Here is a 23,609-nt window from a genome sequence, read left to right on the forward strand (position 1 = left end):
TCAGAAACGCTTGAATTGAGACTCGTCGATCAGCTGTCCGGCGGTGATCTTGCGTCCGCTCCCGACCACCTGCCGTACATTGCCCACCTTGCGTACCGGTTCCAGCTCGGGACGCTCGCGCGCCTGCTGGCTGATGGTGAAGAAGCTCATCAATTGCTGCAGCGCGCCGGCCTGGCCCGACATCTCTTCGGAGGTCGCGGCCAACTGTTCAGACGCGGCGGCATTTTGCTGGGTCACTTGGTTTAACTGTCCCATGGCCTTGCTGATATGCGACAGTCCGCCGGTTTGCTCTTCCGATGCCGCTGCGATTTCCTGCACCAGGTCGGACGTCTTGCGGATCGACGGTATCATCTCGTCCAGCAGGCGCCCGGCGCGTTCCGACATGGTCACGCTGGTGCCGGCCAGCTCACCGATTTCCTTCGAGGCGACTTGGCTGCGCTCGGCCAGTTTGCGCACTTCGGCGGCCACCACGGCAAAGCCCTTGCCTGAGGCGCCGGCGCGCGCCGCCTCGATGGCCGCGTTCAGGGCCAGCAAGTTGGTCTGGTCGGCGATGTCGTCGATGATGCCGACCTTGGCGGCGATCTGCCTCATCGCCTCAGCGGTGCGCGTGACGGCGTCGCCGCCTTCCACCGCTTCGCGCGACGATTTTTGAGCCATACTGTCCGTGACCTTGGCGTTTTCCGTGTTTTGTGCCACGGAACTGGAAAGCTGTTCCACCGAGCTGCTGGTACGTTCCACGCCGGACGCTTGCTCCGATGCTGCTTGCGACAAGCTCTGAGCCGTCGAACTGACCTGTTCGGAGGCAGAGGTCAGGGCGTCGGCGGCATTACGCACATCGGTGATGATATTGGTCAACTGGTCGCTGGTGCTGTTAGCGTACTCCTTCAATTGGCCAAAGGTGCCGTCGTAATCGGCGCTGATGCGCTGGGTCAGATCACCGCTGGACAGCGCCTTGAGCATGCGCAGCACCTCGTTCAGGCCTGTTTCGCTGGTGTCCATCAGGCGGTTCATGCCGGCCGCCATGATGGCGAAGAAGTCTTCCTTGCCGTTCGGATCGATGCGGTGGCTGAAGTTGCCCGCCGCCGCGCCATCGACGACGCCAGCGATCTCGCGTTCGACCAGCACCTCGCCGGTGCGGTCGCGCCATTCGACGACCGTGCCCAGGCGTTCTGATCGCGCGTTCAGGACGGGGCTGGCGGTGAGCTGCATGGTGCGCCCGCCGAGCACGAGCTCGGAGCGGTCCGTGCCGCGCAGGTCGGCCAACAGCGCCCGCTGGTGGGCGGGATTTTTGTGGAAGCTGTCAAGATTGCTGCCCAAAATGAGATCGGCCCGGAATTGCGGCAGATCCTTGCGCAGATCCGCCTCGGCCTCCTTCATCATCGCGGCTACCGCGTCATTGAGGTAAATGACGGCGCCCTCGATATCGGCGATCATCACCCCGGTCGAGCACTTGTCCAGCGCCTGGCGGATGCGCGCGTTGGCACGCGCATCGTGTTCGGCCGCCAGTTCGCCGGCGCGGTCCTTCCATTCCACCACGGTGCCGCTGCGCTGGCCCTGTGGGTCGACGATGGGCGTGGCGGTCAGGTTGAAGACGCGCCCGCCAACATTAATGTCGACCTTGTGCACGCTCTGCAGGCTGGCCAGCAGATTGCGTTGATGCGACGCGTTTTTATGGAAGCGGTCAAAGCTGCCGCCGATGATCTCGGCCGCGCGGAACTGCGGCAGCTCCTTGCGGATGTCGCCTTCGGCCTCGGCCATCAACGCCGTCTGCGACTGGTTCATGTAGATGATGGTGCCGTCGGCGTCGGCAATCATGGCGCTGGTGGACGTGCAGTCAAGTGCCATCTTGATGCGCAGGGTCTGCTTCTGCTGCTGGCCGACCAGGGTTTGCATATTGCCCAGCGCCGTCATCATGCGTCCCAGCTCGTCATTGCGATGGGACTCGACCAGATTGTCGAATTTGCCGCCCGCCATGCTTTCGCAAACGGCGATACTGCGCAGTAAAGGCTTGATGATAGCGGCCAGCAACGATCGTCCCATCCAGAGCGCTAGCGCCAGGCCCAGTGCGATGGCGCCTATCGTGATGGCGCGTATGGTGGAGAATGTTCCCAGCGCATGCTGATATTGCTGCGCCAGGATATCATTTTCCATTTTTTCGATTGCCATGATGCTGTCGTGTACCGGCACATAGCGCGTGCCCGATATGGCCGCCAATGTCCCCGCCTGTTTCAGGTCGTTGATGCGCAAAGCCGCCAGCATCGGGCGCAACACTTCCGCCACATATTTACCGTGTGCGTCTTGGAATCGTTCGGCCAGGCGCTGTTGCTTGGGGCTCCTCTGTATGCGCTGGTAGGCCGCCCATTGGCTGGTGTTTTCCGCGATGTTGGCATCGACCTTGGCGCCATGTTCCCGAATCAGCGTGGGCTCCACGATGGCTTCCGCCAGCAGGCCGCGATTGCGCAATAGCCGGACCTGGATATCGTTGATCGCCGTCAGGTCCCTGACTTCCTCGTCCACCAGGCGGCGCATGCTTTCATTGCCACTTTGCATACCGTACAGGCCCAAGATGCCGACGGCCGCCAGTAGCACGCCCAACAAGGCCATCACTATCACCAGCCTGGCTCGAATCGATAGTTCCTTTAACATGTTGTCCTCCTTGGACGCTTGAAATAGGTGGCTTGCGAGGCGTATCGGGCAGCGGCGCCTCTTGTTTATGTGCTCAGTTACAACTGCTGTGGGCTAACCCGGGATGGCCAAGGCGGCTCCGCTGTCGCGTGGCGTGCCCTGGGCCGCCATCTTGACCAGGGTGGCCACATCGAGAATCAGAGCGACGTCGCCCGAGCCAAGCACGGTCGAGCCGCTGATGCCGCGCAGATTGCGGAACAGTTTGCCTAGCGGCTTGATCACGGTCTGGTATTCGCCATCGAGGTGGTCGACTATCAGGCCGGCGCTGCCGCCGCCCTGAACCACGACGATGCGCCGCTTGGCCGGCGCCGGTCCTGGCACGGAAAAGATCGTGCGCAAGTCCAGCAGCGGCAGCACACCGTTGCGTAAATTGATGAAACCGGCCGCCTGCCGGCCCACTGCGGCGCCGTCGTCGACGGCGTCGATGCATTCGACGACGGCGTGCAGCGGGATCACGAAGGAGCCGTCGCCGATGCGTACCAAGAAGCCATCGATGATGGCCAGCGTCAGCGGCAACTGGATCTCGACGGTTGTGCCCTTGCCGGGCACGCTGTGCAGGGTCACCGTGCCGCGCAGCGCTTCGATGTTCTTGCGCACCACGTCCATGCCGACCCCGCGCCCTGACAAATTGGTGACCTGCTCGGCCGTGGAAAAGCCGGGCGCGAAGATCAGTTCAAGCTTTTCGCGCTCGCTCAACTGCTGTGTGGCACCGACCAGACCGCGATCGCGTGCCTTGGCCAACAGTTTTTCGCCATCCAAGCCGCGGCCGTCATCGCTGACTTCGATCACGATATTGCCCGCGTCGTGGCGTGCCGTCAGGCCGATCCGGCCTTGTGCCGGCTTGCCGGCGGTCAGCCGGCTCTGGGGCGGCTCGATGCCATGATCAAGTGCATTGCGCACCAGGTGCATCAGCGGGTCGCCGATCTTCTCGACTACGGATTTGTCGAGCTCGGTCTCGGCGCCATCGATTTCCAAGCGCACTTCCTTGTCCAACTCGCGCGCCACGTCGTGCACCACGCGCCGGTAGCGCACGAAGGTCTCGCCGATGCGTACCATGCGCAAGCCGAGCGTACCGTCCCGAATTTCTTCGATCAGTCGGCTCAGCTGATGCGTCGTGCCGACCAGACTGGTATGCCCGGCCTGCACCGCTTGCAGGCTGGCGCTGGCGCCGCAGATCACCAGTTCGCCCACCAGATTGATGAGATCGTCGAGCTTGTCGGCCGGCACCCGCACGAACAGGCCGCCATCCTGGCGCTGCGTTGGGCCGCGCTCTTGCCGCTCCAGCGCGGCATCAACCACTTCGACGGGGATCTGGTGCCGGGCCACCAGTATTTCGCCCAGTGGGGTGTCATTGAGCGTTTCTTTTTTCTGGCGCGCCAGCGCCGCGTCGAGTGCATCACGTGTGAGGGCGCCGCAGCTAACCAGTATGTCACCGAGGCGTAGCTCTTGTGGCAAATCATTGATCAGGGCAATAAAATCAGCCACACGCCGAGTCGGCGGGATAAGGCGTATGTCGCAGTCTTCCGCCACGAATTCGAAGGCCGCTTCGATATCGCTCTTGCTGGCGCTGGTCAGCAGGCAGATCTCGAAACCCAGGTGGCAGGATTCAGGATCGAGTGCTTCCCAAGCAGGCAAGCCGTCTTCGACTGTGACGATGGTATCGAACTGGCCGAGCGTCTTTAAGTAGGCGATGACGGTCAACGGATCGAAACCGTTGCGGTAGGTGTCGCACCGGAAGCGCAGAGACAGGTGCCAGGACGCCGCTTGCGGCGTCGCTGCTGCGATGTTGCTGGCCGGTTGTGTCACTGTTACGTCGCCGTTCAGGTAGCGCGTAAGGCGGGCGGCCAGCACGGCAGCGCGAGCGTCGGTCTCAGCCAGGGTCGCCACGTCGGCGCAGTGCTGCTCGCTTTGCTGCAGCAAAGCGCCGATCATGTCACGGCTGGCCAGCAGCAGTTCGCCGAGGGCTGGATCGATGTGGAGCGCTCGTTTGCGTACCTGATCGAGCACGCTTTCAAGCAAGTGCGTGAAGCACACCACACGTTCCAGGCTGAACACTCCGCTGCTTCCCTTGATCGTGTGGGCGGCGCGAAACAGCGTGTGCACCGCTTCCGTATTGTCTGGGTCCTGCTGCAGGCACAGTAGACAATCCTCAATCTGCTGCAGCATTTCGCGCGCTTCCTCGAAGAAGATCAGCAGCGCGTCTCCGTACAGTTCGTCATTCATGCCGCTTGCTCCAATGAAAAGCGTTCCGACAGACCGTACTCGGCTAGCAAGCGCGCCACCGGCTCTGGCACCCGGCGAAGGGCCACTGCCTTGCCGCTGTCGGCGGCACAACGGACGAAGGCCAGCAGCAGCTGCATCCCGGCGCCGTCGAACTCGACGACCTGGGCCAGGTCCAGGACGAAGTCGTTATTGTCGCCGGCCATCAGCGCCGTTTGCATCGTGGCGCGCAAGGCCGCCACGTGCTCGATGGTCAAGTTCTCGGCGATCGCAATCACGCTCATGGCGACTCCTTCAGGGCAGGATCAGTTTGGTGACAGCGTTCAACATTTGCGCCGGATTGAACGGTTTGATGATCCAGGCCTTTGCGCCGGCGGCCCGCCCGGCATGCTTGACTTCATCGTCGCCTTCCGTGGTGAGCATGATCACCGGCGTAAACTTGAAGGCGTTTTTCTGCTTCAGTTGGGTGACGAATTCAATCCCATCCATGCGCGGCATATTGACGTCGCTGATGATCAGGTGCACTTTCTTGCTACCCTGCTTTTCCAAGGCCGCGAGGCCATCGACGCCATCGCCGGCTTCGATCACCTCATAGCCGGCGTTGCTTAGGGCCAGCGCGACAACGCGCCGCAGCGAAACCGAATCATCTACCACCAAAATAGTCTTTGCCATGCTTGGGCTCCCACCATTCAATAATACGTATCAATGTCTCAGAAAAAATCCACTTCGCCGCTTGCCGCGGGCTGACCCGGGGTGATAGTCGGAGGCTTGCTCAGGATGCCGTGTCGGCGCTTGAAGGAACTGTCCGCGCCGCTCATCCAGTCATCATTGCTAGGCAGTTCGCTCGACGGATCGCTCAGTAGTTCGCGCAGGCGTGTCATATCACTGCCCAACACTTCCAGTATCTGCGACACACGGTCCTGGGATTGCAGTGCAACCATCATCTGTTCGACATCGTTGCGGATGATGTTGCCGTGTGTGCGCATCTGCATCATTGAACTGCCCAGCGAACGGACATGCTGCAGCACGTCACCGATGACTTCGGCTGTCACGCTCATGGTTTTGCGGTCACTGGCGGCAGCGATATTGGCGCTGTCCAGTGTGGTAGTCATGCTCTGTCCGATATGCTGCACCCGTCTGGCGATATTCTTGCCCGTTTCTGCCGACATATTCGACAGCTTGCGCACTTCGGCCGCGACCACGGCGAAGCCGCGTCCGGAGGCGCCGGCATGCGCCGCCTCGATCGCGGCATTGATGGCAAGCATATTGGTGTGGGCGGCGATCAGACTGACCTCGCTGGCCATCGCTTTCAACTCTGCAGTTTCCTTCGCCAGATCGTTCACCCGCTGAAGCAATTCGTCCTTGCTGCGAACTAATTGCTCGAGCATGGCGACAACCGGCGTTAATTCGCGTTCGCACAAGGTGAGCAGATTGATGGTGGTGTCCTCGTTGGCCGCACTTTCCTGCCCACCGACGCCACCAAAGCCAGCGTTGTCAAATTCCCTGATCATGGAGGTGAAATTGTCGACCACTTGCAGGCCGGCCGTGTCGTTCTGCGATCTGGCCATACCCGTTTGCGTCTGCCATACAGGAAGGATACCGGCCAGCAATCGGCTCAGTTGTTGCGCGCCACCGTCACTGTCAACGCAACGCGCCTCGGTCGATGCGGCGATCGGCGCTACGCGGCCGACGCACCAGACGCTGCCCAGGCTAGCAAGCGTCACGCCGATCAATGTAAGCAGTTGCAATGGGCCGGCATGGTGCCACGTCGGCAGCGCAGCACAGGCGATGGCGACAGCGGTGCATGCCAGCACCGCGCCGCGAGCTTGTACGAGACCGAGGGTGGCAATGGATCTGTATAGTGGCATGGTCTAGTCTTTATCTGACGTCAACGGTGGCATAGATGCGAGCAACATGGCCAGCGACTCTGGTCGCGACCTTCAGGAGAGGCCGGCTAAGGTGGCCGGCGCGGCAAACGTGAATGTGTCTGCCATATGCTGCATAGTTTGGAGGATCGACGCTGAATTGAATGGTTTGGCGATGAAGCCATCGGCCCCTTCCTCCATGGCCCGTTTGACGTTGTCGTCATCATCATTTGCAGACACCATCAGTATCCGAGCTTGTGGCCTGATTTTCTTCAAGGGTCCGATAGCATCGAGCCCCGGTACGCCGGGCATCAGGATATCGAGTAGCACCACATCCGGTTGCATGGTCTGACACATTTGTATCGCTTGCTGCACCGATATCGCCTCGCCCACAATGTCATGTTCATCGCCGCGCAGTATCACACGCAGTAAAGCGCGGGATAAATCATTGTCGTCGACAATCAGGATGCGCAGCGGTCTTGCTTTAGGCATTTTTTTCCTCAATATTAAACGACATTTCATCGGATGGAGCGCTTGTCCCGGCAATTTTTATCAGTGCCGCGATAACAGCGTGCTCTGTTTGCGGGAGCTTAGTTTTGCCCCCCGCTTGATTTAGATTAAGGTACAAGCGATGCCAACACAAGCGATTATTATGCTGCTTGCGCTGGCGTTGTTTTCTCGATGTAGCGCTACGCGGTCGGGCTCAGCGATTGAGATTAAATCGGTTCCCGTTGCAGATGCGAGCGTCGAGAGCTGGTGACATGGTTTGTATTGCAGTCGCTCGTCAAGTCAATTATTTTTTCGTCGGGCCGTACGTCGCTTTCACTCGCTCGTCCTACCTGCTCGCCTATCGACCTTTACGGCCACTTTTTGCGCTGCCAGGCGGTCGTTGTGGCGCATGTCAAGGGCAACGCTTACCATCCGCCGGGCGATTGCATGAAGGCTCAGATTGCCAAGCCGAATACCTTGGCAAGTAAGCGCTAAACAGACGGTGTCATTGACGTCACTGGCGTTCGTCGCGCTGGTCTAGGTCGGAGCGCAGCGGCTTGTTGGCGCACAGCGACTTCCACAGGCGCGAGGCCAGTTGTTCGATCTCGGGTGCGCAATGCTGGCCCACGCGCTGCAAGACAGCGACCAAGTAATCGTAAGGATGGACATTGTGCCGGCGCGATGTCGCGAGCAGGCTTTGGACGATGCCGATTTGCCTGGCGCGCAGCTCGGTGCGACTGAAGATCCAATCGCGCAGTGAGTTTTGTCGGCAGATACAACGATGGCGCGAGGGGCGGACCTGTAGGTCGTCACTGGCGCCATGCAATAGTGCCGAGGTGAACGCTACTCGTGGTAGCGGTCCATCAGCTTGTGGTGACTGCCGCGCATTTCTTCGACCAGTTCAAATGCAACGAAGCCGATAATGGCGGCGAAGATGGCGATAAAGAGAAAAACGAGCAAGGTAATCATGGTCTTTCAGCCGCCGTTGGACGGCTGTCCGCTGGGTTGCTCAATGTGCCGGGGCAGGGCTCCGACACGTAGTTGATGCAATTAAACTCTAGCAGATCGGCAGCGCTTTGCAAGGCCGCGGAGTTGGGATCTCCGCCAGTATTTGTCCCGCCGCATTTTTTGCGCATTGCTCTATTTCAGCCCCCTTATTTCACAAGCAAGTCATGCGCCATCACGGCTTTCACATAGATACTGACCGGGTCGTCAGGTTCGCGCCGGGAGAACCTTTCCATCCTTGCGCTGGCCTAGCGCATTTCCGTGATTGATCGCTTATTTTATGACCAAGTCATGCGCCATCACGGCTTTCACATAGATACCGACCGGGTCGTTTGGTTCGTGCGGGGAAAACCTGTCCACCCTTGCGCTGGCCTTGCGCATTTCCGTGATTGATCGCTTATTTTATGACCAAGTCATGCGCCATCACGGCTTTCACATAGATACCGACCGGGTCGTTTGGTTCGTGCTGGGAAAACCTGTCCACCCTTGCGCTGGCCTTGCGCATTTCCGTGATTGATTCCACTTATTTCACGACCAAGTCATGCGCCATCACGGCTTTCACATAGATACCGACCGGGTCGTTTGGTTCGTGCTGGGAAAACCTGTCCACCCTTGCGCTGGCCTTGCGCATTTCTCCGCTTGATTCCGCTTATTTCACGACCAGGTCATGCGCCATCACGGCTTTCACATAGATACCGACCGGGTCGTTTGGTTCGTGCTGGGAAAACCTGTCCACCCTTGCGCTGGCCTTGCGCATTTCCCCGTTTGATTCCACTTATTTCACAACCAGGTCATGCGCCATCACGGCTTTTAAATAGACGCTGATGGGGTCGCCTGGTTCGTGCTGGGAAAACCACCACGCGCTGGCCTTGCGCATTTCCCATTCCTGCTCCTCGCCCGTCAGCAGCAGGGCGGCCGCCTGGCCCAGGGTGGGCTGGTGGCCGACGATGAGTACGGTTTCCTTGCCGCCGGGCCAGTTGGCCGCCTTCAGGATGTCTTGCGCCTCGGCGCCGGGCGCCAGTTCCGGCATCAGCTTGAACTTGCGCCCAAGTGCTTGCGCCGTTTGCAAGGTCCGCAAGGCGGGGCTGACGAGGATGCGGCAATTTTCTGGTAGTTGCGATGCCAGCCACTCCCCCATGCGGCGCGCCTGTTTCTGGCCTTTGAGGGTCAGGGTGCGTTCCAGGTCGGGCAAGCCCGGCTCGGCTTCTGCGTGTCGCCACAAGATCAGATCCATGCTGTGCTCCTCTATGTAAAAAGTGCCTACTCGCCTACCTCCACGCTAGGCGTGCCCAGTGTGTGCATCAAATACTGCTGGGCGCTGAACGGCGTTTGTTTGCCGCGCGGCTTGCGGCGCGCGTAATGGCCCGTCGGCTCCAGTTCCCAAGCGTTCGTATTATCCTTCAAATAGGGATTCAGGCCCTCGGCGATTACGCGCCGCTTGAGCGCCCGGTCCAGTACCGGGAATGCCACTTCCACGCGACGGAACAGGTTGCGGCTCATCCAGTCGGCACTGGCCAGGTAGACATCGTGTGCCAGATCGTTGCGGAAGTAATAAATGCGGCTATGTTCGAGGAAACGGCCGATCACGGAGCGCACCTTGATGTTTTCCGATAATCCCGGCACGCCCGGCTTCAGGGTGCAGGCACCGCGCACGATCAGGTCGATCTTCACGCCATCGGTCGAGGCTGCATAAAGGGCACGGATCACGGACTCATCGACCAGTGCGTTGACTTTTACGATGATGCGCCCGCGCTGGCCGGAGCGGGCGATCTTCGCCTCGTTGCGGATGGCCTTGATGATCTCGCTTTGCAGGCCGAATGGCGCCAGCCACAGATGATTCAGGTTGTGCGGCTTGGTCAGGCTGGTCAGGTGGATGAAGACTTCGTTTACTTCCACGGCCAGGTTCTGGTTGGCCGTCAGCAAGCCGAAGTCGGTGTACAGCTTGGTGGTGGTAGGGTGATAATTGCCGGTGCCCAAGTGGGCATAGAAGCGCAGCGCGCCTTCTTCTCGGCGGATGACGAGCGCTACCTTGGCATGGGTTTTCAGTCCCACCACGCCATAGACGACCTGCGCGCCCGCCTGTTCCAGCTTGTCGGCCCAGTTAATATTGGCTTCTTCGTCGAAGCGCGCCATCAATTCCACGATGACCGTCACTTCCTTGCCCAGCTTCGCCGCCGTGATGAGTGACTCCATCAAGTCCGAATTCATGCCCGTGCGGTAGATCGTCTGCTTGATGGCGACCACGGATGGATCGTAGGCGGCGCTGCGGATGAAGTCGATTACTGTCTGGAACGATTGGTAAGGGTGGTGCAGCAAGATATCGTGCTTGGTCAGCGCGGCAAAGATGTCGTTGCCGATGGCTTTATGTGCCAGTCCCGGGAAAAAGGGCGGGAAGCGCAGCTCGGGCTGCTTGACGTGGTCGATCATTTCCGACAAGCGCACCAGATTGACGGGGCCATTGACGCGGTACAAACGGCTTTGATCGAGGTTGAACTGGTCGAGCAGGAACTGCGACAGTTCTGGCGGGCAGTTGTGGGCCACCTCCAGGCGCACGGAGGTGCCGAACTGGCGCCCTACCAGTTCGCCTTTCAGGGCCTGGCGCAGGTTCTTGACTTCGTCCTCGTCCACCCACAGGTCGCTGTCGCGCGTGACCCGGAATTGCGAATAGGCGATCACTTCACGCCCGGCGAACAAGTCCGAGATGTGTGCATGGATGACGGAAGACAATAAACAGAACGATACGCCATCGCCCGATATGTCGTCCGGCAGCTTGATGACGCGTGGCAAAACACGCGGTGCCTTGACGATAGCAATCGCCGTGCCGCGTCCGAATGCATCCTTGCCGCTCAGCGAAACGATGAAATTGAGACTTTTATTTACCACTTGCGGGAAGGGGTGCGCCGGGTCCAGGCCGATGGGGGTGAGCAGGGGGCGCACTTCGCGGTCGAAATACTGCTTGACCCAGGCGCGCTGTGCCTCGTTGCGGTCGCTGTCGCGCAGCAAGTGCACGCCCGCTGCGCGCAGCGCCGGCAAGACATCGCTATTTAATATCTCGTACTGGTGTTCCACCATCGCATGGCACTCCTTGCCGATGCGCTGCAGGTTGGCCGCCAGGGCGGGGTGGCCGGCCAGCGTGCCACTGATGCTGCTGGCCGCCATCAGGCTGGCCACGCGCACCTCGAAGAACTCATCCATGTTGCTGCTGACGATGCACAGGTAGCGCAGGCGCTCGAGCAGCGGAATGCTCTGGTCTTCCGCCTGGGCCATGACGCGCCGGTTGAAAGTCAGTTGCGACAGTTCGCGGTCAAGCAGGATGCCCGATTTGTTCACTTCCGTGTGCAGTTCTGGTTTCATATTCTTTTGTCTTTGCAGATAGTTAATTCTAGCCGTATTTCATCATATATGACGCGCTGTGAGTGTAATCATGAAATATGACGTAAGCGTGACATAGTCTGTCATAAATCGTCCTACATGCTGTCATTTTTCCTGCCGGAAATAGCACTCTCCGGGGCGTAGGCATATATTTTATGAAATTTGACGCATGTCATAAAGCTGTCATATTCGCTTGCTAGACTGCGCAGCATTCAACCGGGACTTTGCGCCCTAACAACCCTGAGGACTTGATATGCAAATGAAGCAAATGTTCAAATTTATCGTCGTGGGTGCTTCGGCAGCGATGGCATTTTCTTCTGCTTCCGTCATGGCGGCAGATATGACAGGTGCTGGTGCTACCTTTCCGTACCCGATCTACGCGAAATGGGCTGAAACCTACAAGGCCAACACGGGCAATGGTTTGAACTACCAGTCCGTCGGTTCCGGCGCCGGTATCAAGCAAATCAAGGCCAAGACTGTTGAGTTCGGCGCCTCGGACATGCCTTTGAAGGCAGAAGAGCTGGAAGAAGCCGGCCTGATGCAGTTCCCTGCCATCATGGGTGGCGTGGTCACCATCGTCAATCTCGATGGCGTCAAGCCAGGCCAGTTGAAGATGACGGGCAAAGTCATCGCCGACATCTACCTGGGCAAGATCACCAAGTGGAGCGCGCCGGAAATCGCTGCCCTGAACAGCGGCGTCAAGCTGCCGGACGCGGAAATCACCGTGGTGCACCGTGCCGACGGTTCGGGCACGTCTTTCCTGTTCACCGACTACCTGTCGAAAACCAACCCGGAATTCAAATCGAAAATCGGCGCCGGCTCGGCTGTGAAATGGGCCGTGGGCGTGGGCGGCAAGGGTAACGAAGGCGTCGCCGCCAACGTGCAGCGTATCAAGGGTGCGATCGGCTACGTCGAGTGGGCTTACGCCAAGAAAAACAATATGTCGCACACCCAGCTGCAAAACAAGGACGGCAACTTCCTGCAGCCTGACGACGAAAACTTCAAGGCAGCAGCCGCTTCTGCACCTTGGACGCAAACCCCAGGCTTCGGCGTGGTCCTGACCGACCAGGCTGGCAAGAACAGCTGGCCTATCACGGGCGTGTCGTTCATCCTGATGCACAAAGTCCAGGCTGACGCAGCCAAGGCAAAAGAAGTTCTGAAGTTCTTCGACTGGGCCTACAAAAACGGCGGCGCCGCTGCGGTTGAACTGGACTACGTGCCTATGCCGGCATCGGTCGTAAAACTGGTGCAAGAGTCGTGGAAAGCTAACCTGAAAGACGCATCGGGCAAAGCGATTTACTAATCTGCCAGCTCGATGGCTTCAATAGCTATCTAAAGTATCCATCCTTGCCCCTCCGCCAGCAGTACGGCGGGGCAGGGAGTTAGCCAAGGCCGCGCGCAAGCCCTTGCAGGCGGTCCTGGCTAAAAGAATAAAAGTAATATGCCTGACAAAACTGTAGTGAGCGCAAGGGAGTTGCGGCCGGGAAGCGCAACTGTACGAAGGTACAGGGAGCATCGCAGGCCGTAAATCGCGACGCGCAGTAGGTTTTGACAGGCATGCAAAAGCAAGAGTTCAAAATAGGTAATACCTGCAGTACCACCCACACGGCACATTATGAGCGCACAATCTACCACCTCCACGATCCCCATGCCAGGCGGCACCATGAGCGATTCCATCAGCTACACGCAAATGCTTTCCACCATGCGCAAGCAGCGCATCCAGGATTTCCTGTTCCACAAGGTGACGATGCTGTTCGCCCTGTCGGTGCTGATCGTCCTGGTGGGCATCATCATTTCACTGATCATGGAATCGATACCGGCCTTCAAGACGTTCGGCCTGCATTTTATCGTGTCGGCCGAGTGGGACCCCGTCAATGACCAGTACGGTGCCCTGATTCCCATCATCGGTACCCTGGTGACGTCGGTGATCGCCCTGCTGATCGCCTTTCCCGTCAGCTTCGGCATCGCCCTGTTTCTCACGGAAATCTGCCCAGCCTGGCTGCGCCGCCCGCTGGGCACGGCCGTCGAGCTGCTGGCCGGCGTGCCATCGATTATCTACGGCATCTGGGGCCTGTTTGTCTTCGCGCCCCTGTTTGCCGACCATGTCCAGCCTGTCTTGAAAGCCACTCTGGGCAACGTGCCCGTCATCGGCCAGCTGTTCAGTGGCCCCATGATGGGCATCGGCTTGTTGACGGCCGGCCTGGTACTGGCCATCATGATCATCCCTTTCATCGCTTCCGTGATGCGCGACGTGTTTGAAATCGTCCCTGCCGTGCTGAAGGAATCGGCATACGGCCTCGGTTGCACGCGCTGGGAAGTGGTGCGCAAGATCGTCTTGCCTTATACCAAGACCGGCGTCGTCGGTGGCGTCATGCTGGGCCTGGGCCGCGCGCTCGGTGAAACCATGGCCGTTACCTTCGTCATCGGCAACGCTAACAAACTGTCGTGGTCATTGTTTGCCGCAGGTAATAGTATTACTTCCCTGCTGGCCAATGAATTCGGCGAAGCGCAATCGGAGCTGCACGTGGCTTCGCTGTTCTCGCTGGCACTGATCCTGTTTGTCATCACCTTAATCGTCTTATCCGCCGCCAAGCTGATGCTGGCTGGCATGTCCCGCAAGGAAGGCACGAAATGAGCCAGCTCAGCCCAGTAAGCACTCTCGACGTTACGGCCAAGCCGGCCATGAATCCTGTCTACCGCAAGCGCCTGCTGATGCACCGCATCGGCATCGGCCTGTCGGTCGCTGCCATGGCGCTGGGCTTGGCCGTGCTGGTGTGGATCCTGTTCACGCTGGTGATCAAGGGTTTCGGCGCGCTGTCCATCGACCTGTTCACGCAAACGACGCCGGCGCCCGGCAGCGAAGGCGGTGGCTTGATCAATGCCATCGTCGGCAGCGCCCTGATGGTGGCACTGGCAACGCTGGTCAGCACCCCGATTGGTATCCTGGCCGGTATTTACCTGGCCGAATATGGCGAAGAAAACAAGCTGGCGCAAGTGACGCGCTTCGTCACGGACATCATGCTGTCGGCACCATCGATCGTTATTGGCCTGTTCGTGTATGCGCTGTACGTGGCGCACGTCAAGCATTTCTCCGGTTATGCGGGCGCCATCGCGCTGTCGCTGATCGCCGTGCCGGTGGTGGTGCGTACCACGGACAATATGCTGCGTCTGGTGCCGAACAGCTTGCTGGAAGCCGCCTTTGCTCTCGGTGCGCCACGCTGGAAGGTCGCCACCCTGGTGCGCTTGCGCGCCGTCAAGGCAGGTGTCATCACCGGTGTACTGCTGGCTTTGGCCCGTATCGCCGGTGAAACGGCGCCGCTGCTGTTCACGGCGCTAAATAACCAGTTCCAAAGCTTCAACATGAATGCGCCTATGGCCAACTTGCCGTCGGTCATCGCATCGTTTGCGATGAGCCCGTACGACAACTGGCGCTCGCTGGCCTGGGGTGGCGCAATGCTGATCACCTTCAGCGTGCTGGCCTTAAATATCCTGTCGCGCACCGTGTTCAGCCAAAAAGTCCCTAATTAAACAGATACCGAGCGAAGCGAACCCCTATGAATACGCAAATGAATCCAGCACAAGACCTGGCACCAAAGAAAAAAACCATCGAGATTTCGGGCCTGAACTTTTTTTACGGCAAAACGCAAAGCTTGCATAACGTCAACCTGGACATCCACGAAAAGAAGGTCACGGCCTTCATCGGCCCGTCCGGTTGCGGCAAGTCGACCCTGCTGCGCACCCTGAACCGCATGTATGATTTGTATCCGGGCCAGCGCGCGGAAGGTTCCATCCTGTACCGCGGCCGCAACGTGCTTGACGCCGACCAGGACGTCAATATGTTGCGCGCCAAGGTCGGCATGGTGTTCCAGAAGCCGACGCCGTTCCCCATGTCCGTGTACGACAACATCGCCTTCGGCGTGCGCCTGTATGAAGACCTGTCGAAGGGCGAGATGGACGAGCGCGTCGAATGGGCGCTGAAAAAAGCTGCATTGTGGGGCGAAGTCAAGGATAAGCTGTCGAAGAGCGGCCTGTCGCTGTCGGGCGGCCAGCAGCAGCGTTTGTGCATCGCGCGCGGCGTGGCGGTGAAACCGGACGTCTTGCTGCTCGATGAACCGACCTCGGCGCTGGACCCGATTTCGACTTCGAAGGTAGAAGAGCTGATCAGCGAACTGAAACAGGATTACACGATCGCCATCGTGACGCACAATATGCAACAAGCCGCGCGCTGCTCCGACTACACGGCGTATATGTATCTGGGCGAGTTGGTGGAATTCGGCGAAACGGACCAGATTTTCATGAATCCGGCGCGCAAGGAAACGCAGGATTACATCACCGGCCGCTTCGGCTGATCCGCCGCGTATCGCTACACACAAGACAACTGAATACGGAGAGACAGCATGATAGGCGAACATTCATCAAAGCAGTACGACAACGAACTCGAAGCGATCCGCTCGAAAGTGCTCCTGATGGGCGGCATCGTTGAAACCCAGTTCCTTGACGCGATGACGTGCTTTCGCATCGGCAACTCGGAGCGCGCCGACCGCGTGATGCGCGAAGACGACGTCGTCAACCAGCTCGAAGTGTCGCTGGACGATGCCTGCAGCCATTTGATCGTGCGCCGCCAGCCAGCCGCCAACGACTTGCGCACCATCATGGCCACCATCAAGGTGATTACCGACCTCGAGCGCGTAGGCGACGAAGCGACAAAAATCGCCCGCGTAGCGAAGAATCTGCACATGCGAGGCAACGGCGTCGTCAACCATTACGAGATGGTGCGCGGCATTGCCAATACGGCCACCGACATGTTGCACGACGCGCTAGACGCCTTCGCGCGCAACGATGGCAAGCAGGCGCTGCAATTAATTGCACAAGACGCCATTATCGACCATGAGTTTCGTTCTATCATGCGCAACTTGATCACCTTTATGATGGAAGACCCGCGCACGATTTCGGCGGCGCTCGATACCCTGTGGGTGGCCAAGGCCATCGAACGGATCGGCGACCATGCGAAAAACATCGCCGAATACGTGATTTACGTGGTCGAAGGCAGGGATATCCGCCACACCAAGTTGGCTGCTCCCGCCATTTCCGAGGAGCTCCCTGAGTAAGCTTTATGGCATCTGATAAAACCACGGTATTGATTGTTGAAGATGAACCGGCCATCGTTGAACTGGTGACCTATTCGCTGCGCGAATCAGGCTGGAATTGCTGTTCTGTACAAAACGTTGCCGATGCCTGGGAATTCATCCAGCACCGCACGCCGCACCTGATCCTGCTGGACTGGATGCTGCCTGACCAGACGGGTTTGCGCTTGCTGTCGCGCATTCGCGCCGACCGCAATTTCGCCGCCATTCCCGTGATCATGCTCACCGCCAAGAGCATGGAAGAAGACAAGTTGGCCGGCCTCAATAGCGGCGCGGACGATTACGTCACCAAGCCGTTCTCGCCGCGCGAGCTGCTGGCCCGCGCCAAGGCTCTGCTGCGACGCAAGAGTCCGGAGCACGCGCAGGCACCCATGCGCGCTGGCAAGGTGGCCCTGGATCCCGTCAGCTGTACCGTGATGATGGATGAGCAGAAGATCGATATCGGCCATGCCGAATACAAGTTGTTGAAATTCTTGCTGGCCCATCCAGAGCGCGTATTTTCGCGCAGCCAGCTGCTCGACAAGGTCTGGGGTGACCATGTGGTGATCGAGGAACGCACGGTCGATGTGCACGTATTGCGCTTGCGCAAAGCATTGAAAGAGGCGGAAAGCCTGATCAAGACCGTGCGCAGTGTCGGCTATATGTTGTCTGAAAAGTAAAGCCTGTCTCTTATGAATCCGAAATTGCTGTTCTGGGTACCGGCCGCCTTGCGCATGGTGCTGGCGTTGCTGGGCGTGTCCATCGTCTGGTATCTGTTTGGCGCCACGTATGCGCTGGGCATTGCCTTCGTACTGATGGCCATGATGGTGTTCGTGCAGCTGTCATATCTGTTCCAGCTCAGTGACTGGCTGGACAATCCGCAAAGCGCCAAGCTGCCCGACGGCTGGGGCGCCTGGACCAGTATCTTCGCGCGCCTGTACCGCATGCGTCGCGACGACGAGAAAAACCAGTCCGAGCTGACGGAATGGCTGGCGCGTTTCCGCCAGGCCATGCATCTGCTACCCGATGGCGTCGTCATCATGGATGACGTGCTGTTCCTCGAATGGTGCAATCCGGCTGCCGAGAAACACCTGGGCCTGACGCATGAGCGAGACAAGGGCATGCGCGTGACTAACCTGATCCGCAGCCCCGAGTTCATGGATTACATCATCCTCGGCCGCTATGACCAGCCGCTGACGATTACTTTCCGCAATCGCAAGCTGATCGTGCAGATTATTCCCTTTGAAAACCGCCGCCAGATCCTCGTCACACACGATGTGACGGAGACGGAACGCATCGAAATGATGCGCCGCGACTTCATTGCCAACGCTTCGCACGAACTGCGCACGCCCCTGACGGTCATCGTCGGCTTCCTGGAAATCGCCTCTACCGAGCTGGACCTGGATGCCGCCACGCGCGCCGCACACATCAAGCTGATGACGGAGCAGGCGCATCGCATGCAGCATTTGATCGAGGACATGCTGACCCTGTCGCGACTCGAATCGGTCGACTATCCGCTGCGCCCCGAGCCGGTGGATGTCAAGAAGCTCATGCAGCAAGTCTTGCGCGACGCCAAGGGTTTGTCTGCAGGCAAGCATGAAGTGAGCATGGAATGCAAGGGGCCCGATGTCTTGGGCAGTTATGACGAGCTGTACAGCGCCTTTGGCAACCTGGCGTCGAACGCCGTGCGCTATACCCCAGCCGGTGGCAGCATCACGCTGCGCTGGCAAGATGGCCCGGCCGGACCGCAATTCATCGCGCAGGACACGGGCATCGGCATCAGTCAGGAGCATATTTCGCGCCTGACCGAGCGTTTCTACCGCGTCGACAAGAGCCGTTCGCGCGAAACTCAGGGCACCGGCCTGGGCCTGGCCATCGTCAAGCACGTATTGCTGCGCCACGGGGGGACGTTGGCCATCCAGTCCGTGGCCGACAAGGGCAGCAGTTTTATTGTCAGCATGCCCAAGTCCGTCGTGATGCCGCTGCAGGGTGAGCTGCTGGTCAAATAGTTCGCAGGGGCGATAGTTTCCCCCGGCGACTGGTGTAATGTTGGCATAAGTCGTTACAATCAGCGCATGACTTTAATCAACGCTTCTTTTCGCCACGCCGGCGCGCAGCAACTGGCCCAGTCGCTGCAGGCCGCGCGCCAGAATACCCTGTCCCTGTTCGACTGTTATATCAGTGCCGGCCTGGACGTGGTGGCGGGCCTGCCCCACCATCCGCGCCTCAATCCGCCCTTATGGCAACTCGCGCACATCGCCTGGTTCGCCGAGTGGTATATCCTGCGTGAAGCCGCGTCCAGCCATCCTGGCGACGCCGTCAGCAATTGCCTGCTGACGCGCGGCGACGACCTGTTCGACGCCAATATGGTCGAGCACCGTGCGCGCTGGAAGCTGGAACTGCCGAGTCCGGGCGCCGTGAAAACGTATTGCCGCGAAGTGCTCGACAGGGTCCTGGATAAACTTTCGCGCGTACCCAATGTCGACACCGCCCTGGCGCCGTATCGGCTGGCGCTGGCGCATGAGGATTTGTGCTGCGAGGAAATGCTGACCGGTTTGCAATGGCTGGGCCTGGAAGCCCCGCAGTGCCTGTCTTCCAGTGCCGTCTTGCCGCCGGGAGCAGGGGAAATCACTTTTCCTGGCAAAACCATCGAACTGGGCTCGCCGCGCAGGCCCGGGTTTGCCTTCGACAATGAGTCTCCGCCTTACCGCTGCTACGTGGCGCCGTTTTCCATCGATGCTTGCGTCGTATCAAATGCCCAGTTTGCCGATTTTGTCGCCGATGGCGGCTACCAGAACCGCCAGTTCTGGAGCGCGGCCGGCAGCGCCTGGCTGATGCAGCAGGAGCGCTCGTCGCCCCTGTACTGGCTGCGCGAAGCGACACAGTGGCGCACCATGCGTTTCGGCCAGCGCACGACCTTGCCGCCGAATGAAGCCGTGCGCCACATCAACCTGTATGAAGCGCAAGCGTACTGCGCCTGGGCGGGGCGCCGCCTGGCGACCGAGGCGGAATGGGAGTATGCTGCGCTGTCAGGTCATCCGGGCTTTGCGCTGGACGCCTGGCGCGAGTACTCGGCGCCGTATTTCATGCAGCACCAGGTGTTGCGTGGCGCCGCCTTCGCTACGCCGCCGCGCCTGCATTGCTTGCGTATGCGCGCCTTCCACGCGCCCGAACGCGGCGACATTTTTGCCGGCCTGCGTACCTGCGCCTGGTAAGCCCGACACAGGCAGATGCCGTTGCCACCCTTTTCAGGAATATTTTTGAGTACCGATAACGCCCCGCAGTTCATTCCCAAACGCATCACGCCCACGCCAGAGCAGGTGGCTATCCAGACGGCGCAAAAGAAAGTGGTCTTGATCGACGCCAATGCCGGCGCCGCCAAGACGACGACGCTGGCCCTGCGCCTGGCCGAGGCGCTGCACCGGGGCCGCGCGCCCGAGCGCATGCTGGCCCTGGTCTTCACCGAGGCGGCGCGCGTGGCCCTGCGCCAGCGCCTGCTGGAAGTGGGTGTGCCGCTGGGCGTCGTCAAGCGCCTCATCATCGATACCTTCGACGCCTTTGCCGCCAAGTTACTGCTGCAACTGGAAAACATGCAGGTGGCGTTCATGCGCAGCGATGAAGAGCTGCGTCCCGTGGCCTGGGAAGCACTGGAAGTGGTCTGCGAGAAGTACGCCGAGCGCTATGCGCTGGAAATCACTACGACGAACGGGGCGATTGCCGAATTCCTGAAGTTACAGTTGCGTACCAAGGCACGCCTGGATTTTCAACATCCCGACTTCGAGAGCAACTCCCTCGATGACAATCTGGACATGCTGGGCATGTCGCGCACGCACTATCTGTGGCTGCGCGAGTATGAAGGCTTGCGCGGTGCCGACACGGGCGACATCGAGTTCCGCGCAGCGTTTGATGCCACCTACGACCTGGTGCGCATGCTCGATGGCGACGAGCCGTTGCGCCAGCAATTGCCGGCCTTCCAGATCATCGTTGCCGATGAATTGCACGATTTGAACGAAGCCTCGTTCCGCTTGCTTACCATGCTGATACGTCGCGGCAACGCGTTTTTCTGCGGCGCTGGCGACAAGGATCAAGTGATCTACACCTGGTCGGGCGCCGATCACCGCTTCCTGCGCCAGCGCTTCGAGCAAGAGTTTCCTGCCTTGCAGCGCTTGCCGCTGACGGCATCTTACCGCTACGGCCCGCAACTGGCGCAGGCCATGGGCGTGCTGAAGAACAAGGCCAGCGTCTCGGCCCTGGCGCGCGCCACCCACATCGAGCTGCTGGAATATGACCATGCACAGCCGCAGGCCTGCAGCGCGCAGCTGATCGCCGCCCTGGAACACGCGCATGCGGGCACGACCGCCATTTTGCTGCGCGACCGTGACCAGGCGATCCGTGTGGAAACGGCGCTGTTCCAGAGCGGCATCGCGTACGGACTGGTGGATATGAATAGTTATCTGCTGAGCCTGGAAGTGCTGATGCTGCGCGGCATGGTCGCCATCGCCCGCAAGGATTTGCACGCCATCAAGAGCGGTCCGCGTCGCGGCGAGATCCTCGAAGCCCTGGTGGCGTTTGCGGAAATCCCGTTTACGCGCACGCAATTGCAGCAAGCCAAGGCCGACGTCGCCAATTATCCGGACTTGCTGGAAGGCTTCTTGACGAACCAGCTGGCCAAGTCGCATAACCAGGACAAGGCGGCGCTGACCCTGGCTGCCGTCGACTATCTGCGCGCCTTGCCAGCCGATGCGTTGGCGGGCGAAGCACTGCAGCACATCTTTGGCTTGATGCAACTGGAACAGACGGCGCGCCGCATCTATGTCGACCCGGCCCAGGCGCGGGTCGTGGCGCGCTCCCTGCATGGCTTCATTGCCGTGTGCAAGGAAGCGGGCGTGGCGCTGGGCGGCTTTGCCGGCTGGCTGGGTGAGATGGAGGAGGCTGTTGCCGTGACCAGCGGCAAGGCCAAGCTGGTCATCGCCTGCATCGACCAGATCAAGGGCCTCGAATACAACCATGTGATCCTGCCTTACCTGGCCGTTGACGAATTTCCGCGCAGCAAGACCGACCCGCTGGAAGAGGAAAACCGTTTTTATGTGGCCGCCACGCGCGCGCGCGACAGGCTGACCCTGCTGACGCCGCAAGACCCCGCCTACCGAAGCCGCTACATCGCCGCCCTGCAGCTCAAACAGAAGACAGTTGCGTCCAAGGCATAGCTATTGTGTCGCGCGAGCACTTTTATGTGATGGCCGCAGCGCACCAGCGCCGTTTGATGCAGCTCAACAAAGCGGCATCTGTGTACGCTAGCGAACGGTGCCAAGTGGCGATCGGGAGTATGATGGTTGCGCTTGGTTGAGACGCACTGCCGTGAAGTTGGCGCCATGTTCGATCTTCCAGCAGGTCAGCCGGTCGCCTCAAGGATCGGCACCAGATTTCCGCTGCTGGCGCACTTGCGCCAGGCGGCCGCGCACTGCTACTCCAGCTTGTGGTGCTTAGCGCTTAGCGCTTGCCGCTTACCGCTTACTCCATCCATGCCGGCCCAGCCGGTCTTGCCTCTCATGCCAGCCGCTGCGCCATTCACCGCTGCCTGTCCGCCATTGGCCGAAGCGGTGTTTTCGCGCGCCCGAAATCGGCGTATCTTTACGATTAACCAACTTCAAGGGGACAACGTGAAACCTGAACCTGCTTATTCCCGCCGTACCCAGCTGCTGTGGGGCGTGCTGCTGATCGCCATCGGCGCCGTCATCTTGCTGGACCGGCTCGATGTGATCTATCTCCACGATTACTTTGCACTATGGCATTATTGGCCGCTGATACTGCTCGTCTTCGGCCTCAACAAATTGCTCACGCCTGTGTCCGCCAAGCAGGTGCTGAGCGGCTTGTGGCTGATCTTTTTCGCTGCCTGGTGGTATGTATCGTACGAAGAACTGTGGCACTTGAATTTCTACCGTAGCTGGCCAGCTTTGTTGATCGCCTGGGGCGTTGGCCTCGTCCTGGAACCGCTGCTGAACAAACATTTTATTGCCTACCGGGAGTCCGAGCATGAAAAATAAACCGCCGCTGCACTCGCCATCGCAGATCGTGCTCGGTGTCATCGTCATCGGCTTGGGGCTGTTGTTCCTGCTCGATAACCTCGGCCTCATCAATGTGCGCTACACCTTTCGCTTCTGGCCCACGGTGCTGATCGTGTTTGGCTTGCTGAAACTGTCGCAAAGCCGCAGTGCGAAAGGCTATTTGTTGGGCGGCACGCTGGTGCTGCTGGGCGTGGTCGCCACCCTCAAACACATGGGTATTTTCTACCTGAACTGGGACTTGCTGTGGCCCTTGCTGATCATCGGCCTGGGCGTGGCCGTAGTGTCGAAGTCTTTGCCCGGCGCGCAGCAACGCCAGCGGCGCCGGCGTTTTACCGCACAGCAAGACAGCACGGCCGCGCCCGATTCCTTCGGCCTGCCCCGTAGCGGTGCCGTGTCGCTGGACAAGGCCGCTGCCGACACCACGGCAGTGCCCGGCACCGGCGCGCAGGCCGATGATGACTGCATCATCGAAGTGACGGCTATCCTCGGCGGTTATGTCAGGCGCGTGTCGTCGCAGCGCTTCAGGGGCGGCGATATCAATGTCATCATGGCCGGCTGCGAAATCGATTTGCGCCAGGCATCGATCGAAGGCGAAGCCGTGCTCAACGTATTTGCCCTGTGTGGCGGCGTCACCATCAAGATTCCGCCCGACTGGAGCGTAGTGCTGCAGGGCACGCCCATCCTCGGCGGCTTTGAAGAAAAGACCATCGTGCCGCCGAATCAGGCCAAGCGCTTGTACGTGACCGGCTACGCCATCATGGGTGGCCTGGAAATCCGCAACTAGG

The 23,609-nt window shown here is 59.7% G+C and carries 21 protein-coding genes; 11 read left to right on the forward strand and 10 right to left on the reverse strand.

The window, feature by feature from the left end; translation table 11 throughout:
* From H4V96_RS22480 to ppk1, 10 genes are all read right to left on the reverse strand, one after another.
* On the reverse strand, positions 1-2,646 hold the full coding sequence (locus H4V96_RS22480; protein ID WP_196856825.1) for a methyl-accepting chemotaxis protein: 2,646 nt from the start codon (positions 2,644-2,646) through the stop codon (positions 1-3).
* Positions 2,647-2,739: 93 nt separating this feature from the next.
* The gene (locus H4V96_RS07390) at positions 2,740-4,908 is read right to left on the reverse strand and encodes a chemotaxis protein CheA (protein WP_196856826.1); all 2,169 of its coding nucleotides are present in this window, start codon (positions 4,906-4,908) and stop codon (positions 2,740-2,742) included.
* Positions 4,905-5,189: an STAS domain-containing protein gene (locus tag H4V96_RS07395; RefSeq protein WP_196856827.1), complete on the reverse strand. Its 285-nt coding sequence runs from the start codon at positions 5,187-5,189 to the stop codon at positions 4,905-4,907. Before H4V96_RS07395 ends, H4V96_RS07390 begins: the two co-directional genes overlap by 4 nt.
* Before the next feature lie 10 nt (positions 5,190-5,199).
* The gene (locus tag H4V96_RS07400; protein ID WP_010396800.1) at positions 5,200-5,577 is read right to left on the reverse strand and encodes a response regulator; all 378 of its coding nucleotides are present in this window, start codon (positions 5,575-5,577) and stop codon (positions 5,200-5,202) included.
* A gap of 38 nt (positions 5,578-5,615) precedes the next feature.
* Entirely contained in the window at positions 5,616-6,629 is a 1,014-nt protein-coding gene (locus tag H4V96_RS07405; RefSeq protein WP_280721179.1) for a methyl-accepting chemotaxis protein, read from the reverse strand.
* Between the two features lie 216 nt (positions 6,630-6,845).
* On the reverse strand, positions 6,846-7,262 hold the full coding sequence (locus H4V96_RS07410) for a response regulator (protein WP_010396804.1): 417 nt from the start codon (positions 7,260-7,262) through the stop codon (positions 6,846-6,848).
* Between the two features lie 511 nt (positions 7,263-7,773).
* Entirely contained in the window at positions 7,774-7,908 is a 135-nt protein-coding gene (locus H4V96_RS07415; protein WP_280720827.1) for a hypothetical protein, read from the reverse strand.
* 194 nt (positions 7,909-8,102) lie between these two features.
* Positions 8,103-8,228 carry a hypothetical protein gene (locus H4V96_RS07420; RefSeq protein WP_261981081.1) on the reverse strand — a complete coding sequence of 42 codons (126 nt, stop codon included), beginning with the start codon at positions 8,226-8,228 and terminating at the stop codon, positions 8,103-8,105.
* A gap of 811 nt (positions 8,229-9,039) precedes the next feature.
* Positions 9,040-9,498: a phosphohistidine phosphatase SixA gene (sixA, locus tag H4V96_RS07425; protein ID WP_010396806.1), complete on the reverse strand. Its 459-nt coding sequence runs from the start codon at positions 9,496-9,498 to the stop codon at positions 9,040-9,042.
* A gap of 26 nt (positions 9,499-9,524) precedes the next feature.
* Positions 9,525-11,618, reverse strand: a complete 2,094-nt coding sequence (gene ppk1 / locus H4V96_RS07430) for a polyphosphate kinase 1 (RefSeq protein WP_196857026.1) — start codon at positions 11,616-11,618, stop codon at positions 9,525-9,527.
* 271 nt (positions 11,619-11,889) lie between these two features.
* On the opposite strand from ppk1, the gene pstS reads away from it, so the two are divergent.
* The 11 genes from pstS to H4V96_RS07485 all read left to right on the forward strand — a co-directional run bounded on the left by pstS (position 11,890) and on the right by H4V96_RS07485 (position 23,608).
* A complete protein-coding gene (pstS, locus tag H4V96_RS07435; RefSeq protein ID WP_029496301.1) occupies positions 11,890-12,939 on the forward strand; it encodes a phosphate ABC transporter substrate-binding protein PstS in 1,050 nt (349 codons plus the stop codon).
* A gap of 360 nt (positions 12,940-13,299) precedes the next feature.
* The gene (gene pstC, locus H4V96_RS07440) at positions 13,300-14,271 is read left to right on the forward strand and encodes a phosphate ABC transporter permease subunit PstC (protein ID WP_196857034.1); all 972 of its coding nucleotides are present in this window, start codon (positions 13,300-13,302) and stop codon (positions 14,269-14,271) included.
* A complete protein-coding gene (gene pstA, locus H4V96_RS07445; protein ID WP_010396815.1) occupies positions 14,268-15,164 on the forward strand; it encodes a phosphate ABC transporter permease PstA in 897 nt (298 codons plus the stop codon). The genes pstC and pstA overlap by 4 nt, the downstream gene beginning before the upstream one ends.
* 26 nt (positions 15,165-15,190) lie before the next feature.
* Entirely contained in the window at positions 15,191-15,985 is a 795-nt protein-coding gene (gene pstB, locus H4V96_RS07450) for a phosphate ABC transporter ATP-binding protein PstB (RefSeq protein WP_029496304.1), read from the forward strand.
* 48 nt (positions 15,986-16,033) lie between these two features.
* A complete protein-coding gene (gene phoU, locus H4V96_RS07455) occupies positions 16,034-16,744 on the forward strand; it encodes a phosphate signaling complex protein PhoU (RefSeq protein WP_010396819.1) in 711 nt (236 codons plus the stop codon).
* A 5-nt stretch (positions 16,745-16,749) separates the two neighbouring features.
* Complete coding sequence (locus H4V96_RS07460; protein ID WP_010396821.1) at positions 16,750-17,439, forward strand: response regulator; 690 nt, start codon at positions 16,750-16,752, stop codon at positions 17,437-17,439.
* Between the two features lie 12 nt (positions 17,440-17,451).
* Positions 17,452-18,768: a phosphate regulon sensor histidine kinase PhoR gene (gene phoR, locus H4V96_RS07465; protein ID WP_010396823.1), complete on the forward strand. Its 1,317-nt coding sequence runs from the start codon at positions 17,452-17,454 to the stop codon at positions 18,766-18,768.
* A 66-nt stretch (positions 18,769-18,834) separates the two neighbouring features.
* The gene (locus tag H4V96_RS07470) at positions 18,835-19,974 is read left to right on the forward strand and encodes an SUMF1/EgtB/PvdO family nonheme iron enzyme (protein WP_280720828.1); all 1,140 of its coding nucleotides are present in this window, start codon (positions 18,835-18,837) and stop codon (positions 19,972-19,974) included.
* 45 nt (positions 19,975-20,019) lie between these two features.
* Complete coding sequence (locus H4V96_RS07475) at positions 20,020-21,966, forward strand: ATP-dependent helicase (protein WP_196857027.1); 1,947 nt, start codon at positions 20,020-20,022, stop codon at positions 21,964-21,966.
* Between the two features lie 453 nt (positions 21,967-22,419).
* On the forward strand, positions 22,420-22,803 hold the full coding sequence (locus tag H4V96_RS07480) for a DUF5668 domain-containing protein (RefSeq protein ID WP_029496305.1): 384 nt from the start codon (positions 22,420-22,422) through the stop codon (positions 22,801-22,803).
* The gene (locus tag H4V96_RS07485; protein ID WP_070347001.1) at positions 22,793-23,608 is read left to right on the forward strand and encodes a DUF5668 domain-containing protein; all 816 of its coding nucleotides are present in this window, start codon (positions 22,793-22,795) and stop codon (positions 23,606-23,608) included. The genes H4V96_RS07480 and H4V96_RS07485 overlap by 11 nt, the downstream gene beginning before the upstream one ends.
* Position 23,609 lies beyond the last annotated feature (1 nt).

The organism is Janthinobacterium sp. CG_23.4 (assembly GCF_029892305.1).
GTDB lineage: Bacteria > Pseudomonadota > Gammaproteobacteria > Burkholderiales > Burkholderiaceae_D > Janthinobacterium > Janthinobacterium lividum_D.

What these genes read in the sequence shown, in the direction of transcription:
- H4V96_RS22480 (WP_196856825.1), bottom strand. Translation starts at nt 2,646, where the DNA reads ATGTTAAAGGAACTATCGATTCGAGCCAGGCTGGTGATAGTGATGGCC.
- H4V96_RS07390 (WP_196856826.1), bottom strand. Translation starts at nt 4,908, where the DNA reads ATGAATGACGAACTGTACGGAGACGCGCTGCTGATCTTCTTCGAGGAA.
- H4V96_RS07395 (WP_196856827.1), bottom strand. Translation starts at nt 5,189, where the DNA reads ATGAGCGTGATTGCGATCGCCGAGAACTTGACCATCGAGCACGTGGCG.
- H4V96_RS07400 (WP_010396800.1), bottom strand. Translation starts at nt 5,577, where the DNA reads ATGGCAAAGACTATTTTGGTGGTAGATGATTCGGTTTCGCTGCGGCGC.
- H4V96_RS07410 (WP_010396804.1), bottom strand. Translation starts at nt 7,262, where the DNA reads ATGCCTAAAGCAAGACCGCTGCGCATCCTGATTGTCGACGACAATGAT.
- H4V96_RS07420 (WP_261981081.1), bottom strand. Translation starts at nt 8,228, where the DNA reads ATGATTACCTTGCTCGTTTTTCTCTTTATCGCCATCTTCGCCGCCATT.
- sixA (WP_010396806.1), bottom strand. Translation starts at nt 9,498, where the DNA reads ATGGATCTGATCTTGTGGCGACACGCAGAAGCCGAGCCGGGCTTGCCC.
- ppk1 (WP_196857026.1), bottom strand. Translation starts at nt 11,618, where the DNA reads ATGAAACCAGAACTGCACACGGAAGTGAACAAATCGGGCATCCTGCTT.
- pstS (WP_029496301.1), top strand. Translation starts at nt 11,890, where the DNA reads ATGCAAATGAAGCAAATGTTCAAATTTATCGTCGTGGGTGCTTCGGCA.
- pstC (WP_196857034.1), top strand. Translation starts at nt 13,300, where the DNA reads ATGAGCGATTCCATCAGCTACACGCAAATGCTTTCCACCATGCGCAAG.
- pstA (WP_010396815.1), top strand. Translation starts at nt 14,268, where the DNA reads ATGAGCCAGCTCAGCCCAGTAAGCACTCTCGACGTTACGGCCAAGCCG.
- pstB (WP_029496304.1), top strand. Translation starts at nt 15,191, where the DNA reads ATGAATACGCAAATGAATCCAGCACAAGACCTGGCACCAAAGAAAAAA.
- phoU (WP_010396819.1), top strand. Translation starts at nt 16,034, where the DNA reads ATGATAGGCGAACATTCATCAAAGCAGTACGACAACGAACTCGAAGCG.
- H4V96_RS07460 (WP_010396821.1), top strand. Translation starts at nt 16,750, where the DNA reads ATGGCATCTGATAAAACCACGGTATTGATTGTTGAAGATGAACCGGCC.
- phoR (WP_010396823.1), top strand. Translation starts at nt 17,452, where the DNA reads ATGAATCCGAAATTGCTGTTCTGGGTACCGGCCGCCTTGCGCATGGTG.
- H4V96_RS07470 (WP_280720828.1), top strand. Translation starts at nt 18,835, where the DNA reads ATGACTTTAATCAACGCTTCTTTTCGCCACGCCGGCGCGCAGCAACTG.
- H4V96_RS07485 (WP_070347001.1), top strand. Translation starts at nt 22,793, where the DNA reads ATGAAAAATAAACCGCCGCTGCACTCGCCATCGCAGATCGTGCTCGGT.